Below are 18,187 nucleotides of genomic sequence, written 5' to 3'. Positions count from 1 at the left end.
TAGCTAATTTAGTAAAGCCAAAGTATAATTGAAAATGCATTTCAAGTCTTAAGGAAGAGATATGAGAAAAGTTATAGATGAAGCTACAAGCTATCTTTGCAAGGATACTTTAGGGCTAGATTTAGAGTTTGGCAAGAGTCTGGGCAAAGGATTTTACGGAGCTAGCATACCAGTCTATAAGGGCAAAAGCGAGTATCATTTTTACCTATTTTTTAAAAAAGATACTTTGAAAATTTTTATGAATGCCTTTTTTGGTCACGAAGATGTTGATGGTGGTGATCTAGACGATCTTTGTAAAGAGATAGCAAATCAGATCATTGGCAAAGCTAAAAATTTACTAAATGAAAAAGAGCCAAATGCTTATAAGCTTGGAACGCCTGAATTTTTAGGCGAAGTTGAAAATTTTGGCATAAAGCTAAAAGAAAAATTTATATATAAAATAAAAAATAGAACATTTCAAATAGGCTATGACATACAATGAACGACGAGAGTGCGATAGAGACGCTAGAGCAGCTAGGGCTTTTTAAGAGCTATGATGAGCTTATGGATATAAGCGTTGATTTTATAGCTGAGCTAGGAACTACCACGGTTAGCATAAATGAGCTTTTGAAATTTGAAGCTGGCTCGGTCATAGACCTTGAAAAGCCAGCTGGTGAGAGTGTGGAGCTATATATAAATAATAGAATTTTTGGAAAAGGCGAAGTAATGGTTTATGAGAAAAATTTAGCCATCAGGATAAATGAAATTTTGGACTCAAAGTCAGTTATTCAGTACTTCAAAAAAGAACTTTTATGAAATTTATACTATTTTTTCTGCTTTTTGCGACACAAATTTTAGCTTCTAACTTGCTAACGTATAACATCTATGAGCGCACCGACAGGGTCGATATCATGCTTAGTTTTGATGCGCCTTACGAGGGCAATATCTTTCAAAAGCGCGAAAAAGACACAACATCTTTGATATTAAATTCGCTAAATTACGATCAAAGTGCTAGTAAAGACATAAACTCAAAGATTATTCAAGAGCTTGAGATAGAGCCAAAGCAAAACTCGCTTGTCTTAAATTTGCGCTCAAATGATGCTATTATCGTAAATGCATCAAAGACGACTGATAGTTTTGGGCTCCGCATTCGTGTAACTCTAAAAAATACAAAACCTCAAATACAAAATATGCCTCAAGCTAGTGCAAAAATAGAGACTCCTAGCACACCAAAGATAGATGAAGAGCCTATGCTGAATATAGACTCAAGGTATTTTATAGTCTTAAGTGTGCTTATTGTGCTTCTTGTATTTTTATATGTATTTAAAAGATATATTACTTCAAAGAGTAATGATTTTAGCGGGTTTAAAACACCTAGAAATCAGTCTCAAAATGATACAAAATCAATGAACTGGCTACTTAAAAATCAAAATAGTGGCGTAAATATCATCTATGAAAAATATCTTGATCGCACTAATAAACTAATGCTATTAAGCTATGAAAATAGACGTTATTTAGTGATAGTTGGTAGCTCAAATGTAATGCTTGATAGCTTTGGTGAGGACAAGATCCAAAACGAGCAAGATTTTGCTATATTTTTCGAAGAGAACAAGAAAAAACTAAGCTCATTTTTAGAAGAGCGAAAAAATAGTTTAAGTAACTATAAAGATAAGATGAGTGGAGAATTTTAGTAGTTTTAGCTAAAATTCTCATCCAATAATCAGGTCTTATTCTGAGTAAATTTTTAACCTTACTTGCCTAAAATTTTTATACGTTAAAGCTAGTTTCAAAATTTATACAAACGAAATAGCAAAAATTTCAGGTTTTGTGATCTTTTTTATCTCTTCTTTTGCCATAGCAAATTCTTTTGCGCCTTCTATTTTTAACGTATGCCCACTAAATTCGAAGTTTAAATTTAGCCTTTCACAGGTTAGATCAAGTGCCTTTGCTAGTGAGAGTATAAAGCTTAGCCATCTTATACACTCGGCTTTTGGAAGTAAATTTTTATATCGCTCAAATTCATAGATATTTTTCTTTCCGTTTGTGCCAATTACTACTGCAATCAATGCTTTTTGTTCATGCGAAAAGCCATAATTTAAGGCATTTAGGACTATATAGGCTGAGTTTTTATGATCGCCATAAAAGCCAATCTCTTGACCGACATTGTGAAGTTTTGTAGCAACTAAAAGCACTTCAAGATAGTTATCGCTTAGACCGTGAAGTTTTTTTAATACCATAAATATATCTTTTGCATATCTTGACACAGTCTTGTTGCAGGAAAGTATGAAGCGATCTTGCAAGCTTTTAATACTTGGGTTAAAATTTTGTGGAAATTTAAGACTTGGACGTAAAAAATCTTTTAAAAATACACCCTCTCTTACACCAACGCCGCTTGTGATGATATTTTTGGCATTTAGAGCTTTGGCAAGGGCTAAAAAGATATGTGCACCCTCTCTAATGGTGTCGTATCTATCTTTTTTTATAGGAAATTTATTTAGTTCAAGCACGCTAACGTTTGCGAAGCTCTCGATGTAGGCTTGCTCGTCGCTAAACTTATAGCAAAAGCCATGCAGTGAAGAGAGCGGATATAAATTTTTGCTCATTATGGCAGATGATATCGCTCTAAGAGAGCCTCCAATAGCGATTATATTTTGGCATTTAAATCGCTCATCTATCTGTTTTGTAACTTGTTCTAAAAATTTTGGCAATTTATTTAAGTTTTTTTTATCAAAAAAAAGCTCTTTTAACCTAACTGTGCCAATGTCAAGTGAGAGCGTATCTATTATTTTGCCTTTGCTTATTCTGGCAAGTTCAGTTGATCCGCCACCGATATCGATAGTGACGCATTCATCGATATTATGGAGTAAATTTTTGGCTGCGATCGCACCAAAAGTAGCCTCTTCTTTGCCGTCAATGACTTTTAAATTTATACCAAGCTTTTTTCTTAAAAGAGAGATCAGAATATTTGAGTTTGGAGCGTCCCTAAGCGCTGAAGTTCCAACACATAAGACTTTATTGCATTTGTAGCTTTTTATGATATTTGAAAATTCGCTAAAAGCCTTTAGCGCTTTTTCCATTGAGCTTTCGGATATTTTATTGTTTGAGCCATATCCGCCTTCGCCTAGACGCACTTTTGTTTTATATTCAGCTAGTATAAAAAACGCTAAGCGTGACGTTCTCTCAAATATCGCCATTCGCATAGAATTTGAGCCAAGGTCGATTACTGCGGTTCTTTTTGCCATTTTTATCCTTTTATATTTAAAACTAGGCTTGCGACTGCACCGCTTCTATCATTTCTATTTTTAATGTCTACTTCGCCACCAAGAGCTTGTGCCGCACCTTTAGCTAGAAATAATCCAAGTCCAGCACCACCTTTGTCGCCATATCTTTTAAATGGAGCAAATAAATCTTTACTCTCATCTATGCCTATTCCTTCATCTATTACTTCGATGATAAATTTATTTTTTATAAGCTTAGAGCTAATCGTAATGGTGCTATTTTTTGGTGAAAATTTAATGGCATTTTGAACAAAATTTTGCACAATGTGAGTTAGCAAGCTAGTTTGTATTTTTAGATTTAAAATTTCTGGTTTTAGGTCCAGTTTTATATTTTTTTCATCATTTTTCGCAAGTATCTCATAGTTTTTCACAAGTTTTTTTAAAAATCCTATGACATCGGTATTTACTGGCTCTTCAAACTGGACTCCCTCTTGGCGACCGATCTCAAGCACAGAACTTATCATCGCGTTCATGCCGTTTATAGCTTCATTGTTTGATTTTAGTGCCTCGATATATTTTTCGCTCTCGCGTGGCTTTAAAAGCGTAACTTCATTTTTTGTTTTCATTACGGCCAACGGTGTTTTTAACTCATGTGCCACGCCTACAAAAAGCTCTTTTTGGTATAAGACAAATGTTTGGATACGAGAGATTAGCCTATTTATGCTCTGTCCAAGTGGTAAAAACTCATCTGGTAGACTTTTTATATCGATCTCATGAAGAAATTTTTCATCTAAATTTGTAAGCTTGTGACTTAAAATTTTTATAGGTATTAAAAGCATTCTTGATAAAAATAGTGCATAAAAAAGTACCAAAAGTATCGCTGATACATTTACGATTATAATATCTATAAAAATTTCTTCTACTATATGGGCTTGAAGAGTAGTATCTTTTTCTAGGCTTAAATAACTGCTTTCATCAAGTTTTGTTATTAAAAAAGTTTTACTCTGATCCTTTGATTTTCGTGTTACGATATATGTTTCTCTATCTTGTGGCCCGTCTGTTTTTATCGTTGCTAGAGTTTTATTTGGATTTTCTATCGTAAATGTTTTTGAATTTAAAGGATTGAAATTTTGAGGATTTTTTTTATAAGCTTCTGCTTGATAGTTTAGCTCATTAACTACACTTTGAAAAACGGTAACCCTTATATAGTGATAAAGCATTACCGAAATAACTACAATTAGCATCATAGCACCAGATGCTAATTGTAGTATAAATCTATTCCTTAGGCTTTTTTGGGAAAACAAAATCTATATCCGCGTCTTCTAACAGTTTCAATTGTTGAAATATTTAGTGGTTTATCCATTTTTTGGCGGATTTGGTTGATAGCGACTTCAATGACGTTTGGAGTTACAAGCTCTGGCTCTTCCCAGATAGCATCAAGTAGTTGCTCTTTAGATACAATCTGATCTGAGTGTCTTGCAAGATGAGTTAGGACTTCAAAAGGTTTGCCCTTAAGCTCAATATCACGACCTAAATATGTGATTTTTTCCTCATCTGGATTGATGATAAGCTCATCAATTTTTATAATATTTGTGCCGCCAAAGCGTAGTCTTGCTTCAAGTCTAGCTACTAAGATATCAAAATCAAATGGTTTTTTGATATAGTCATCAGCACCAGCTCTAAGTGCTTTTATTTCGCTTTCTTTGTCATCTTTTGCAGAAAGAACTACAACTGAAGTGCGTGGAGATTTATGTTTGATGATGTTTATAAGATCTATGCCATCGCCATCTTGGAGCATCCAGTCAGTCAAAACTAGATCGTAATTTCTGATACCTATATAGTACTCAGCATCTTTAAAATTTTCAGAGCTATCAGTTTGATAGCCAAACTCTTGCAAGCCCTCAGCAATCGTCTTATTTAGCGTCACTTCATCTTCAACTATTAAAATACGCATTTTGCTTCCTTAAACTAAAATTTATGGGCGATTGTATCATAAATTAAGCAATATTTCAAGATAGTTTAATAAATTTTTAAAAAATAGTGTTTATTTTTGCTCCAACAACTGCGTTTGGTAAAATTTCAGTTTTTAAAATTTCCATTTTAAGGCTAGTTAGTGAGCCAAATTTCTCTTTTAACGCTTTGCTAGTTTCTTCAAGCGACTCTTCAACGCTTTGAAACTGTCTTTCATTATAAAAATTTTTAACAAAGTCAATAATTAAAACATAATCAATAAAACTAGTTGAGCAAATTTCTAGATTCATTTGCACCTCTTGCTTAGTGACTCGCTCAAAATCAAGCATTCCGATGATCGTTTCAAATTTGTAATCTTTAATGATCGTCGTCATCTCGCTTTTCATACGACTTTTTTCTCCTTACCGGATATTAAACGAACGATATTTGGTATGTGTTTATAAACCACCAAAAATGCGATGATTAGTATCGGAGCGTGTGTATAGATTTCATCTAACTCTGGATGGATTATAAAGCTTGATACGATCAGAGCTATCAACGCGCAAAGTGAGGCAAGAGAGCTAATTTTTAAAAATTTTCCGACCACAAACCAAACAGCTAGAGCGATTATGATCTCAACTGGTAAGAAAAATGCTATCACACCAGCTCCAGTTGCGACTCCTTTGCCGCCCTGAAATCCTAAGAATATTGAAAAACAATGTCCAGCCACGCTTAAAACCGCCATAGTCCAAAGCACGCTTTGGCTTACACCAAGAGAAGAGGCGACCATGAGTGGTAAAACACCTTTTAAAACATCACAAACTATCGTTAAAATGGCTAGATTTTTGGCTAGTTTTGGATCTTTTTGTTTTAAAACTCTTAAAACATTTGTCGCACCGATGCTCTTGCTACCTTCATTTTTTATATCAACATGCCCAAAAATTTTTGCAAGAATAAGGCCAGACGGAATGCTTCCAAGTAAATAACTAATGGCATAAAGTATTAAATTTTGCATATTTTACCTTTTAAATTTAACAGAAATGATAGTAAAAAAATACTAATTATTTTATAAATCATCTCCACAAAAGTACGATTTTGTCGTCATAGATATCGCTTTTCTTTGGTGAAATTTGCGTTTCGTTTATCGTGATGTTTTTAACATCATTTGCTTCTTTTAACGCATCGCACTCTTGTGCAAATTTCTCTTCAAGTTCGATAATGGCTAAATTTATATCATTTACGCTTTGCTCGCTAAGCTTGACGTCACTTCGCTCTTTTAAGACTCTATTAGCGCTTCTTGCACTTGATGCGATTTTACCCGCATTTTGACGAGATAAAAGCTTGTTGCCAAATATCGCTCCAAGTATGCTAGCGCCTATATTTATGGCAGCATCAAGCCCACTTGTGGTCATCTCTTTTTGCTCTTTATCAAGCTTTGCTAGAGCCTTGTTTAGCTTATCTTGCAAGCTTTTTCGCTCTTTTTCAAATTTAGCCGTGAGTTTTGCAGTTTGTTCTTCTAAAATTTCATTGCACTTATCTTGAAGCCTAATATAAAACTGCTCCTTTGTTTCATTGTTTTTTGAATAAATTCCCAATGCTTCAAAGATGTTAAATTTGAAATTTCTATACAGATACTCTTTAAAATCTTTTTGGATATTATCAAAATTTTTAGCTTTTAAGATGAAATTTGGCACGGCTGCAAAGCTTGCGTCACTTGGTTCATTTTTGCTTACATCAACATGCATGCCTTCACTAGCCTCACTCCAGTTTGGCTCTTTGTCATTTTCACTAAGCTCGTAAAGATAGCTCACCTCACAAACGCTGTCTATGCCTTTTTTGGCATCATAAATTCTCACTTTTGCGCTTGCTAGTAAATTTGGCGTGAGGCTTTTTGAATTAGCATAAAGTTGCGTGATTTCATTTGAAATGATAGGCTTTATGCTAAATTTCATCTCACTTTTATCGATCCTTGTATCAGATAAATTTTCTTTTTGCTCTTTCATCAAATTTGAAATTTGTTCGCGGCTAAGTGGCCCTTTTAGATAGCTTAATGCCCACCGTGTCGAAATAACGCTTAGCCCGTCTTCGTTTATATTTTTAACTAAAAAATTTCTCTTTGCCAAATTTGATATGAGATTTTCAAGCGAGGCTTTATCTAGGTTTGAGCCAGAGATGCCGCTTAGCCCATCTATAACGCGTGCTTTGTCTTGGGCTGTTTGCAAGCGGCCGATAAACCAAGTGCCGATGTTGCTAAGGCCTTTGTAGTCAAGATCGACTGGATTTTGTGTGCTCAATATACAACCGAGGCCAAACGCACGAGCTTGCTTTAATAGTGTAAGCATCGGTGTTTTTGATGGAGGGTTTGCGTTTGGTGGGAAAAATCCAAAAATTTCATCCATATAAAGGATCGCTCTAAGTGAGCTAGTACCCTCGGTGCCGCGCATCCACGCGATGATCTCGTTTAGTAAAAGGGTGACAAAAAACATCCTCTCGGCGTCATTTAGGTGTGAGATCGTAAAGATATTGCACTTTGCTTTGCCGTTTTCATCAAAAAGCATCTTTGAAATTTCTAGCCTAATGCCTTGCGTCCAGCCTTTAAAACTTGGGCTTGCGATAAGTGCGTTTATCTTCATGGCAAGCTTTAGGCGCTCACTGCTTGGATAGAAGGTATCCACGTCAAAGACGCCTATCTTTTTAAAAGGCGGATTTGCGATGAAATTTATGAGCTCTTCTATACTGACGTCTTTTTGCTCTTTAAATTTAGTATCAAATATGGTTGAGATGAGAAGCTGTTCTTTTGAATTCATGTCCTCGGAATTTATACCTACAAGAGATAATACCGAGGCTGCAAGCGAATTTATATAGTTGCTAAAAATTTCTTCATCAGTGATATTTGGGCAGGCAAAGTCGCTAAGTAGCGCCACGCCTATGCCAGCTGAGCTTTTTGGTGTGTAGATGTTAAAGTTAGCGCTCTCTTTTAAAATTTTTACTCGCTCAAGATCTTGAAAGCTCGACTCTATGCCGTTTCTCCATAGCTCGGCTTGAGCAGTGGCAAATTCCTCTACACTTTGACCTTTGTTGGCCGCTTCTGCTTCATCTATGTATGGTAAAAAATCCTCCGGCCTCATCTGCGGAAAAGTGAGGGCTAAATTTGTGATATCGCCTTTTGGATCGATGATGATAGAAGGTATATTGTCTATGCAGGCTTCTTCTAAAAGCGTGATACCAAGGCCTGTTTTACCGCTACCTGTCATACCTATGATAGCTGCGTGGGTGGTTAGATCCTTATTTTTATAAAAAAATGGCTCTTTATCTTTTAATCCGATATAAAAAAGTTTTAAATTTTCTTGTATTGTTTTCACTAACTGCCTTATTCGTATAAATTTATACGTGAGCGAAGCTCATCAAGTGTCTCTTTTATGCGCTTTTGTGTAAAATCTTTTATCGTTTCATCATCATCGATAAGCTTCATGCAGTATCTAATGTAGCCTTTATATGCTAGCTCTGTAACAAGTCTTAGCTTTAAAGTCACGTTTTTTACTTTATCTGGCGCGATTGAGATATCAAAGGTCGCTTCTAGTTCTTCTCCATCTTGAAAATTTGTAGTTTGCGGGCTTAATACGCTTATGCCACCCTCGGAAACATCATAAAGGCTACCTTCGATCTTGTCTTGCTTGCCTTTGATAATAGTTTTGGTGAAACGATTTGGCAAGATACGTTGGAATTTTCTTTTATATGCGTACATCGTCGTATTTCGTAAGAAATTTGAAAGAGTGACACCTTTATTGACTATATTGTAATTAACAATATCAGCGCATAATGGTTTTGAGAAAAAGCTATTTGGCAAAATAAAACCTTTGCCGTCTTGTTTCATGGCTAAAATTTGCATCATATCCACGCGAAAAACGACACTATCTTCTTTAACTTCTAAAATTTCAGCCTCATATTTTATATTTAATCCATCATATAAATTTAAAAGCTCTGGCCTTACCTTGGCCTTTTTCATGCGAGTGAATGTATTGATCGGATCTTCATAAAAAAATGTTCCGGTTTCAATCATATCTTTTACATTTGTTTCTTGCTGGTCTTTGGCACCACATAAAATTTCTTTGATTCTTGAAACGGCATTTACGAAATAGCCTACGAAGGTACTGTTGTCGCAAGAGTGACTAAAATTTAAGGTCAAATTTAAAAGTAGAAAATTGATTAATTCATCTCTTGCATTTGATTTTAGTATTAGATTATTTAAATCATCTTGTAGCTGCGTAGCATTTGGCTTTTGAATAAGCAGTGTATCAAAAATGTTTTCAAGACAAATTTTTACCTGATCGTGCGGCACGATAAATGTTAGCTGCCTACAAAATTTGATACCGTCATCGATAAATTTATCTCTTAATTTAAGTATGCTATCTTCGCAATTTATTACAAGCTCTTGCCTGCCTTTAAAATCCATGTAGTCTCCGGAATGTTATTGATTAAAGCCAAGGCTATGATATAAAAAGTTATATTAAAAAAGTATTTAAATTTATTTGGAGGAGAAATTTCTAGGTAAAGGATACCTAGAAATTTCTGTTGATTATAGTTTGCCTTCGTTGTGTGAAAGGTAGTCAGCAACACCTTCAGTGCTTGGTTTCATGCCAGCATCACCTTTGTTCCAGCCAGCTGGACAAACTTCGCCGTGCTCATTTGTAAATAGCATAGTATCTACCATTCTTATCATCTCATCGATGTTTCTACCAAGTGGAAGATCATTGATAACTGCATGGCGAACAGTGCCATCTTTGTCTAGTAAGAATGAGCCACGAAGTGCCACACCAGCATCTTCTAGAAGTACGTCAAATCCGCGAGCGATTGATTTTGTCATATCAGCTACGATAGGGAAGCGAACTTTACCAATACCGCCTTTGTTTACTGGGGTCTCTTTCCATGCGAAGTGAGAGAATTGGTTGTCGCATGAAACTGCGATAACTTCGATACCACGTGACTTGAACTCGTCATATCTTTTGTCAAATGCGATAATTTCGCTTGGGCAAACAAAAGTAAAATCCATTGGATAGAAAAATACAACCGCGCCTTTCTCACCAATATTTTTATAAAGATTAAAATCATTTACAATTTGATTGTTTCCTAAAACTGCTGCAGCTGTAAAATCAGGTGCTTTTTTTGTTACTAACATTTGTTCTCCTTAATAATAAATTTTATTGATTGCGAAATTATATCTATTCAAAATTAAATTTAGTTTAAACATATTTTAGAAATTTTTTGTAGTAAATTTAGCGTTATTGATAAGAGTAGAAAATGGATTTTTGTTAAAAGTGTTAAAAATTTGAATTTTAAAAATTTTATTGATGAGAATACTTGAAAGAAATTAGTAAAAGCGTTACTAAAAATTTAGAAAATTACTTGCTGTAATTATTGTAAGTCGCTAAAATTTTTTCCACCAAATTTTAGAATCGCTGATCCCCATGTAAAGCCGCCACCAAATGCATCAAGAAGCAAAATTGAACCATTTTTGATACGGCCGTCTTCATAGGCATCATTTATAGCCATCGGAATTGAAGCAGAGCTTGTATTGCCATATTTAGCAACAGTCAAGACACATTGCTCATCTTTAAAATTTAATCTATTTTTTACTGCATCTATTATTCTTATATTTGCTTGATGAGGTATAAAAAAATCGATATCTTCGCTTTGCATTTTGTTTGCATGCAGAATTTCTATTACGCTTTTGCTAAGTGTTTGAACTGCTATTTTAAAAACTTCATTTCCACTCATATGAATGAAATTTAATCTATTTTTTAGTGTTTCCTCACTGGCTGGAAATACACTCCCGCATCCTGGAGTTATTAAAAGTTCAGCTTGCTTGCCGTCACTTGCTGTATGGATATCAATGATCTCATTTTCATTACCACTACTAATTACAGCCGCGCCTGCTCCATCACCAAATAGTATACAAGTGCTTCTATCTGTATAGTCAACAATAGAGCTTAATTTTTCGGCTCCGATAATTAATACATTTTTTTTGGCACCGCTAACAATGAGAGAATTTGCAAGCTCTAAAAGATAAATAAAACCTGTACAAGCCGCACTTATATCAAATGCTGTAACTCCATAATTTAGACCCAAATTTGCAGCTATTTTGCAAGCAGTAGAAGGCATACAAAGATGATCCGGAGATATTGTGGCACAGATGATTGCATCGATTTGAGATTTATCAAGTCCTGAGCGTTTTATAGCTAATTCACCAGCTTTTGTACCAAGGTCACTTGTTGTTTCGTTAGTTGCAATATGCCTTTGCTCGATACCTGTTCGCTTTACTATCCATTCATCACTCGTTTCAACCATCTTTTCAAAGTCAAAATTTGTCAGAATTTTTTCTGGAATGTAAGAAGCGATAGAAATCAGTGAAGCTTTTGGCATATTTTACCTTGCAAAGTGCGAAAGTTCTTCTTCGATAACTTTATTTATGTTTGAATTAGCAAATTTTATTGCTTGAAAAATTGCATTTTTTATAGCTTTTGAATTACTTTTACCATGACTTATGATAACGCAACCATTTACGCCAAGAAGTGGTGCACCGCCATATTCGTCATAGCTAACCTGCTTTTTAAGCGTCTTAAAAACTTTTCTCATGAGTACAGAGCCAGCCATAGCAAGAGGTGATTTTTTAATTTGTTTTTTGATGATTTTGCCTATCGCATCTGCAACACCTTCGCTAGTTTTTAAAAGAATATTTCCCATAAAACCATCACAAACCATTACATCGATACTACCATCAAAAATTTGATTGCCTTCTGCATTACCAACAAAGCTATCAAGCCTAGAAACTAATTTAAATGCTTCTTTGCTAACTTCATTGCCTTTACTCTCTTCTTCACCATTTGACAAGAGACCAACTTTTGGCTCTTTTCTACCTAAAATTTCTTTTGCATAGGCTTCACCCATTATGGCAAATTGAAACAAATGCTCGCTTCTACAATCAACATTTGCACCAACATCTAAAACCAAAGTCGCAGACTCTTTTGAATTTGGCATAAGTGTTGCAATTGCTGGACGAGAGATATTTTTTAGCCTGCCGATTCTTAGAGTAGCTAAACTCATAGTTGCACCACTATGACCAGCAGAAACTACAGCATCAACTTCCCTATTTTTTAAGAGTTCAATTGCTTTGTAGATCGTACTATCTTTTCTTTTAAGCGCATCAGTTGCGCCATCTGCCATTGAGATAACTTCGCTAGCATCTAAAAATTCGATATTTTTTAAATAAGATTGTGGAATGAGTGGTTTGATGACACTGCTATCGCCGACTAATACAGCTTTAAATTCTGTCTCTTTTAGTGCATCAATAACACCAAATATTATAGGATCTGCACCAAAATCACCACCCATAGCATCGATAGCAATGCGAATCATATTTTAATATTCACCTGTAGTTTTGTTTATACGGTGAGGCATTTTCCAAGAACCATCTTTGTCTTTTACAGGTACTGGAAGTGTAACTTTATAATGTGTTCTGCGTTTTGCTGCACGAGAATGACTCACTCTTCGCTTTGGTACTGCCATTTTTACTCTCCTTTATAAATTTTTACATTTTTCACAATAGAAATAATCACTCTTAAAAGCTTCTAGCTCGCTCTCAAGGACTTCTTTTAAATCAATATTGCCATCAAAAAATTCCATCGTATCGCTAAGCTCATTTTCGCTATCTTTATAAATACCGTCACTTAAATTTAGCTCTACATCTTGATCGATAGGTAGCATAAATACTTCACCGCATCGATCGCAAACATAATTTATATTCCCTTTTATTTTGCCTTGGCATTTTACCAAAAAAGGGTCTTTTCTTTTTAAAATTCCAATAAAAACTAAATTATCATTTCCTACTAGCTCAAAGCTTATATCTTTGTTTGCTATTTTAGAAAAAGATATAATCAATTTTCTTGACCTAAAATTAGCAAATTTCTCTTGAAGCAAAGAAGAAATTTATTTCATTCACAGCATTTTCTAGACTATCACTTCCGTGAACCGCATTTGCATCAATGCTATCAGCAAAATCAGCTCTTATAGTGCCAGGAGCTGCTTCTTTTGGGTTAGTTGCACCCATTAGCTCGCGGTTTTTAGCAACTGCATTGTCGCCCTCTAAAACCATAACCACAACTGGCCCGCTTATCATAAATTCGACTAGATCGTTGAAGAAAGGTCTATCTTTATGAACTGCATAAAATGCTTTTGCATCGCATTTGCTAAGTTGGATTTTCTTTGCAGCTGCGATTCTTAAGCCGTTACTTTCAAATCTATCTATAATTTTTCCAACAACATTTTTCTTAACAGCATCAGGCTTAATAATAGAAAGTGTTCTTTGCATAAATTTTTCCTTAAATCTAGGTTATTTAAATTGAAGTTGGCAATTATATCAAATAAAGCTTAAAAATAAAATAGGCTCAAATCGAGCCTAAAATTTATAAATATAAATTTATTGAATAACTGGAATAGAGCCATTGCGTGCATCAGCACCGATCTGATCGCGAGAAGGTTGTCCTGCTACAACAGCGTCCCATACGATACAACCATCAGTTGGACAGGCAGAAGCACAGGCTGGCTCATCGTTATAGCCTACGCACTCAACGCATTTATTTGAATAAACATAGTATGTATCTGCTCCAGTTGGGTTGTCGCTATCATCAACGATAGCTGAAACTGGGCATTCATCAATACATGAACCACAGCTTATGCATATATCAGTTATTTTTACAGACATTTTTTCTCCTTAGATTAAAATTTGGTGTAGAATATCAAAAAAAGCTGAAAATGATATAAATAAGCCCTTAAATTTAACTACGATCTTGAATTTTAGAAAAACTACTTTATAAATCTTTTATCACTTTTAGACTAAATTTACAGATTAAAAATTTTAAAAAGGTTGTATAAATTTAATGAACGATATTATTGAAATAACTGGCGCAAGAGAACATAATTTAAAAAATATAAATCTCAAAATTCCAAAAAATAAATTAGTAGTTTTTACCGGTCTTAGTGGCAGTGGCAAGAGCACGCTAGCCTTTGATACACTCTATGCTGAGGGGCAAAGAAGATATATGGAGAGCCTTAGCAGCTATGCTAGGCAGTTTTTAGACCGTGTGGGCAAGCCTGATGTCGATAAGATCGAGGGTTTAACGCCGGCTATTGCGATCGATCAAAAGACGACTTCTAAAAACCCTCGTTCGACAGTTGGTACTATTACAGAAATTTATGACTATCTAAGGCTTTTGTACGCAAGGGTCGGCGTGCAGCACTGCCATAAATGTGGCAAACCTATCTCAAAAATGAGTGCAAGCGATATCATAAATGAAATTTCAAAGCTCCCGCTTGGTTCAAAGGTGATCATTTATGCGCCGCTAGTGCGTGAGAAAAAGGGCACATGGGCGGATTTGATCGAAAATTTACGTCAAAAAGGCTTTGTGAGAGCGCAGATAGATGGCGTGGTAGTGAGGCTTGATGAGGAGATCGAGCTTGCAAAAACGAAAAAACATACGATCAAGGTCATCGTTGATAGGATCGCTATCGATGAGCAAAATCACGAACGCCTTGCAAGTGACGTAGAAAAGGCGCTAAATGAGAGTTTTGGCGAGGTCGAGATAGAGATCGCAAACGCTGATGAGCTGGGCTTAAAAGAGAGCTTTATACATTACAGCGAGCACATGGCTTGTTTTGATTGTAAAATTTCATTTACGCCGCTTGAGCCACTTAGTTTTAGCTTTAACTCACCAAAGGGTGCTTGCGAGCACTGCGACGGACTTGGCATAAGATATAGCCTAGATATGAGCAAGATCATCGACGAGGAAAAGTCGATAGAAAACGGTGCTATCAAGCTACTTTATGGCTATAACATGAGCTATTATTATAAATTTTTACTTGCTTTTTGCGAGCAAAATGGCATCGATATCAAAAAGCCTTATTATGAGCTTAGCGAAGATGAAAAGAGGCTTGTTTTATATGGAAATGTCAAAGAAGTTGAGTTTTTTTGGAAGCGAAATAAACTACTTAGAAAGTTTGATGGTGTTGTTAAAATTTCACACGGGCTTTTGAAGGATTATAAAGACTTTGATGAGTATATGAGTGAGAAAATTTGTGACGCTTGTAACGGTCACAGGCTAAAGCCTCAAAGTTTAGCGGTCAAGGTCGCTGGCCTTGGACTTGGTGAAATTTTAGATATGAGCATAGAAAACTGCACCGCTTTTTTCTCGAATGAGAAAAATTTCGCATATCTTAGCGACTACGACAAGGCGATCGCAAAGCCTATCTTAAAAGAGATCAACGAGAGGCTTTTCTTTTTGTATGACGTGGGGCTTGGCTACTTGTCGCTTGGACGTGATGCTAGGACGATCAGCGGTGGCGAGGCACAGCGCATCAGGATCGCCAGCCAGATAGGAAGTGGGCTAAGTGGCGTCATGTACGTGCTTGATGAGCCAAGTATTGGCCTACACGAGCGAGATACACTAAAACTCATAAAAACGCTTAGAAATTTACAAGCCAAAGGCAACTCTGTAATCGTCGTCGAGCATGATAAAAAGACGATAGAAGAGGCTGATTTTATCGTAGATATCGGCCCTGGAGCTGGTAAATTTGGTGGTAATGTGGTCTTTGCAGGTACGGCAAAAGAGCTTTTAAGCTCAAACACTCAGACCGCACAATACATAAACGGTAAGAAAAAGATCGACTATCAAAAAAATAGAAAAGCTGAGAAGTGGCTTGAAATTTCAAATGTAAATATCAACAATATCTCAAATTTAACCGCAAAATTTCCACTTAGAAACCTTGTGGGTATCACTGGCGTTTCAGGATCTGGTAAGAGTTCGCTAATACTTCAGACCTTGCTTCCAGAGGCGCAGGAGCAGCTAAATAGAGCCAAAAAGGTAAAAAAGATAGCTGGGGTAAATTTAAGCGGACTTGAGAATTTAGACAAGGTCATATATCTTGATCAAAGCCCGATCGGCCGCACCCCACGCTCAAATCCAGCGACATATACTGGCGTGATGGATGAGATAAGAAATTTATTTGCACAGACCAAAGAGGCAAAGCTTAGAGGCTATAAAATAGGGCGCTTTAGCTTCAATGTCAAAGGTGGGCGCTGTGAGAAGTGCCAAGGTGAGGGCGAGATCACTATCGAGATGCACTTTTTACCTGATATAAACGTGGTTTGTGACGTTTGTAATGGTGCTAGATATAACGCTCAAACTTTGGAAATTTTATACAAAGGCAAAAACATCGCCGAAGTACTAAATATGAGCATAGATGAGGCGGTTGAGTTTTTCAAGGCTGTGCCAAAGATCGCTTCAAAACTTACCACACTGCAAGATGTAGGGCTTGGCTACATCACGCTTGGACAAAATGCAGTCACACTTAGTGGTGGCGAGGCGCAGCGTGTGAAGCTAGCAAAAGAGCTTAGTAGAAGTGATACCGGAAATACGCTTTATATCCTTGATGAGCCAACGACTGGGCTTCATTTTGCCGATGTCGATAGGCTAGTAAAGGTGCTAAATCACTTAGTTGATCTTGGAAATTCAGTCTTTGTGATCGAGCATAATATGGATGTTATCAAAAACTGCGACTATATCGTAGATATGGGACCAGAGGGCGGCGCAAAAGGCGGCAAAGTGATAGCATGCGGCAACGTAAAAGAAGTAGCTAAAAACTATAAAAAAACTGGCAGCTACACAGGGGAATTTCTAGCACAAGAGCTTGAGGAGATGAATAAAAAATAAAAAATTTGCTTCAACCGTTTCTTTATACAATTTAAAACGGTTGAGGCATGTTGGAGCGTTAGCTAATTTTTAAGGTCGATTTTTCATCTATAGCACTTGTAGCTAGTGCCCAAAATAACAGCATTAAAAGTGCATTTTCATGGTGAAACGTTGTATTTACAAGAGAGATGACGTTTTGAAAAACAAGCATTAAAAGTGCAAGAAAAACTATGCTATTTTGTCTAAAATTTTTAATAAATTTTATAAATAGTGATAGTTGAAATACCAAATATGAAAGTAATGCAATGATACCCTTTTCGGTTAAAAATGTTAAAAAGGTATTGTGTGCGTGACTAACATGAACTTCAACATTGCCTGGAAAATATTTTGTTATATCAATGATCTTAAACTCACCAGAACCTATCCCAAATAAAGGGTGTTCTAACCACGTATAAAATGCGCTAGCAAAGATTGGATATCTAGTCTCTGATCCAGTGACCCCCTTTGTTAGTTGACTATACAATCTTTGATCTTGAGTGATATTTGTTGATATGTACATATAAGAAATGGCTATTACACCAAATAAAATTATCAAACTTAATAAAAATTTTATTTTTATCTGTTTATTTAAAATTTCAAAAAGCAAGCAAGTAAAAATAATGATTGGCAAAAGATACATTGCAGCTCTAGAGCCAGCTATCATTATACCAAGGACGCAAAATCCGGCAACACTTATGCCTATATACTTTTCAAAAATTTCTTTGCTATTTATCGAAACTAATGCTACACAAAAAACTAGTAGCATAAAAATAGCACTATGATTTACATGCCCTATTGATTTAAGCTCAAAAAGTGCAGTCGGATCACTTGATGTAAATTTCTTAATACAAGCTGGAATAAATGCAGCGATAAAACCGGCAAATAAGGCAAAAAATAAAAATTTAAAATTTATTTTTTCTATACCAACACTTCTAGCCACAAAGAAAAATAGCATACACCTTAGTGGATCAAGCGCTCTTGATGCAGAAACTCCATTTACAAGGCAGCTTATAAAAGTAGCCAAAACAAAGATAAAAAGCGAGATATTTATGAGATCAAATTTAAATTGCCTTTTTTCTTTGACGCAAATATAAATTCCAGCCAAGACGAAAAGTGTGAGTGAAATTTGTTTTAAACCCTCAGTTACCGGCAGTGTAAATAAGACAATAACCAAAAAGAGATTGTAGAGCTTAGAGACAATGTCGTTTTTCATGCAGATCCTTTAAAATTTAAGTGGACATTTTATCATTGCTGAACTAA

The 18,187-nt window shown here is 35.6% G+C and carries 19 protein-coding genes; 4 read left to right on the top strand and 15 right to left on the bottom strand.

Annotated features, from left to right (window positions below; all coding sequences use genetic code 11):
• The first annotated feature begins 61 nt into the window (after window positions 1-61).
• Genes CYP43_RS07330 through CYP43_RS07320 form a run of 3 tightly spaced genes read left to right on the top strand, consistent with a single transcriptional unit; the run spans window position 62 to window position 1,670 of the window.
• Complete coding sequence (locus tag CYP43_RS07330; protein WP_054197109.1) at window positions 62-481, top strand: chemotaxis protein CheX; 420 nt, start codon at window positions 62-64, stop codon at window positions 479-481.
• Complete coding sequence (fliN, locus tag CYP43_RS07325) at window positions 478-795, top strand: flagellar motor switch protein FliN (RefSeq protein WP_021091807.1); 318 nt, start codon at window positions 478-480, stop codon at window positions 793-795. Before CYP43_RS07330 ends, fliN begins: the two co-directional genes overlap by 4 nt.
• Window positions 792-1,670 (top strand): excinuclease ABC subunit A, encoded by an 879-nt coding sequence (locus tag CYP43_RS07320; protein ID WP_103583073.1) that lies wholly within the window; start codon window positions 792-794, stop codon window positions 1,668-1,670. Before fliN ends, CYP43_RS07320 begins: the two co-directional genes overlap by 4 nt.
• 102 nt (window positions 1,671-1,772) lie before the next feature.
• Here the strand turns inward: CYP43_RS07320 and CYP43_RS07315 are convergent, their stop codons facing one another.
• The 14 genes from CYP43_RS07315 to CYP43_RS07250 form a co-directional block, all read right to left on the bottom strand.
• The gene (locus tag CYP43_RS07315; protein ID WP_103583072.1) at window positions 1,773-3,221 is read right to left on the bottom strand and encodes a Ppx/GppA phosphatase family protein; all 1,449 of its coding nucleotides are present in this window, start codon (window positions 3,219-3,221) and stop codon (window positions 1,773-1,775) included.
• Window positions 3,222-3,223: 2 nt separating this feature from the next.
• Window positions 3,224-4,441: a sensor histidine kinase gene (locus CYP43_RS07310; RefSeq protein ID WP_180998663.1), complete on the bottom strand. Its 1,218-nt coding sequence runs from the start codon at window positions 4,439-4,441 to the stop codon at window positions 3,224-3,226.
• A gap of 38 nt (window positions 4,442-4,479) precedes the next feature.
• A complete protein-coding gene (gene hsrA / locus CYP43_RS07305) occupies window positions 4,480-5,151 on the bottom strand; it encodes a homeostatic response regulator transcription factor HsrA (RefSeq protein WP_021091657.1) in 672 nt (223 codons plus the stop codon).
• A gap of 76 nt (window positions 5,152-5,227) precedes the next feature.
• Complete coding sequence (locus tag CYP43_RS07300) at window positions 5,228-5,554, bottom strand: dihydroneopterin aldolase (protein ID WP_103559762.1); 327 nt, start codon at window positions 5,552-5,554, stop codon at window positions 5,228-5,230.
• Window positions 5,551-6,162, bottom strand: a complete 612-nt coding sequence (gene plsY, locus CYP43_RS07295; protein WP_103583071.1) for a glycerol-3-phosphate 1-O-acyltransferase PlsY — start codon at window positions 6,160-6,162, stop codon at window positions 5,551-5,553. Before plsY ends, CYP43_RS07300 begins: the two co-directional genes overlap by 4 nt.
• Window positions 6,163-6,220: 58 nt before the next feature.
• Window positions 6,221-8,509, bottom strand: a complete 2,289-nt coding sequence (locus CYP43_RS07290) for a helicase HerA domain-containing protein (RefSeq protein ID WP_103583070.1) — start codon at window positions 8,507-8,509, stop codon at window positions 6,221-6,223.
• Window positions 8,510-8,517: 8 nt separating this feature from the next.
• Complete coding sequence (locus CYP43_RS07285; RefSeq protein WP_103583069.1) at window positions 8,518-9,600, bottom strand: PilZ domain-containing protein; 1,083 nt, start codon at window positions 9,598-9,600, stop codon at window positions 8,518-8,520.
• Between the two features lie 123 nt (window positions 9,601-9,723).
• On the bottom strand, window positions 9,724-10,323 hold the full coding sequence (locus CYP43_RS07280; RefSeq protein WP_021091673.1) for a peroxiredoxin: 600 nt from the start codon (window positions 10,321-10,323) through the stop codon (window positions 9,724-9,726).
• Between the two features lie 236 nt (window positions 10,324-10,559).
• Entirely contained in the window at window positions 10,560-11,567 is a 1,008-nt protein-coding gene (locus tag CYP43_RS07275) for a beta-ketoacyl-ACP synthase III (protein WP_103583068.1), read from the bottom strand.
• A gap of 3 nt (window positions 11,568-11,570) precedes the next feature.
• On the bottom strand, window positions 11,571-12,560 hold the full coding sequence (gene plsX / locus CYP43_RS07270; protein WP_103583067.1) for a phosphate acyltransferase PlsX: 990 nt from the start codon (window positions 12,558-12,560) through the stop codon (window positions 11,571-11,573).
• A 3-nt stretch (window positions 12,561-12,563) separates the two neighbouring features.
• Window positions 12,564-12,710 carry a 50S ribosomal protein L32 gene (gene rpmF / locus CYP43_RS07265; protein WP_002942540.1) on the bottom strand — a complete coding sequence of 49 codons (147 nt, stop codon included), beginning with the start codon at window positions 12,708-12,710 and terminating at the stop codon, window positions 12,564-12,566.
• Between the two features lie 12 nt (window positions 12,711-12,722).
• A complete protein-coding gene (locus CYP43_RS07260) occupies window positions 12,723-13,082 on the bottom strand; it encodes a hypothetical protein (RefSeq protein ID WP_085658309.1) in 360 nt (119 codons plus the stop codon).
• 16 nt (window positions 13,083-13,098) lie between these two features.
• On the bottom strand, window positions 13,099-13,512 hold the full coding sequence (ndk, locus tag CYP43_RS07255; RefSeq protein WP_087577781.1) for a nucleoside-diphosphate kinase: 414 nt from the start codon (window positions 13,510-13,512) through the stop codon (window positions 13,099-13,101).
• Between the two features lie 108 nt (window positions 13,513-13,620).
• Window positions 13,621-13,905, bottom strand: a complete 285-nt coding sequence (locus CYP43_RS07250) for an NADH-quinone oxidoreductase subunit I (protein WP_021091598.1) — start codon at window positions 13,903-13,905, stop codon at window positions 13,621-13,623.
• Between the two features lie 175 nt (window positions 13,906-14,080).
• Here CYP43_RS07250 and uvrA point away from each other — a divergent pair, with 175 nt between their 5' ends.
• Window positions 14,081-16,909: an excinuclease ABC subunit UvrA gene (gene uvrA, locus CYP43_RS07245; RefSeq protein WP_103583066.1), complete on the top strand. Its 2,829-nt coding sequence runs from the start codon at window positions 14,081-14,083 to the stop codon at window positions 16,907-16,909.
• A 58-nt stretch (window positions 16,910-16,967) separates the two neighbouring features.
• Here the strand turns inward: uvrA and CYP43_RS07240 are convergent, their stop codons facing one another.
• Window positions 16,968-18,140 (bottom strand): O-antigen ligase family protein, encoded by a 1,173-nt coding sequence (locus CYP43_RS07240; protein WP_103583065.1) that lies wholly within the window; start codon window positions 18,138-18,140, stop codon window positions 16,968-16,970.
• Between the last annotated feature and the right edge of the window lie 47 nt (window positions 18,141-18,187).

Source organism: Campylobacter concisus (assembly GCF_002913045.1).
Classification (GTDB): domain Bacteria; phylum Campylobacterota; class Campylobacteria; order Campylobacterales; family Campylobacteraceae; genus Campylobacter_A; species Campylobacter_A concisus_AP.
This window is presented reverse-complemented; position numbering and strand designations above follow the sequence as displayed.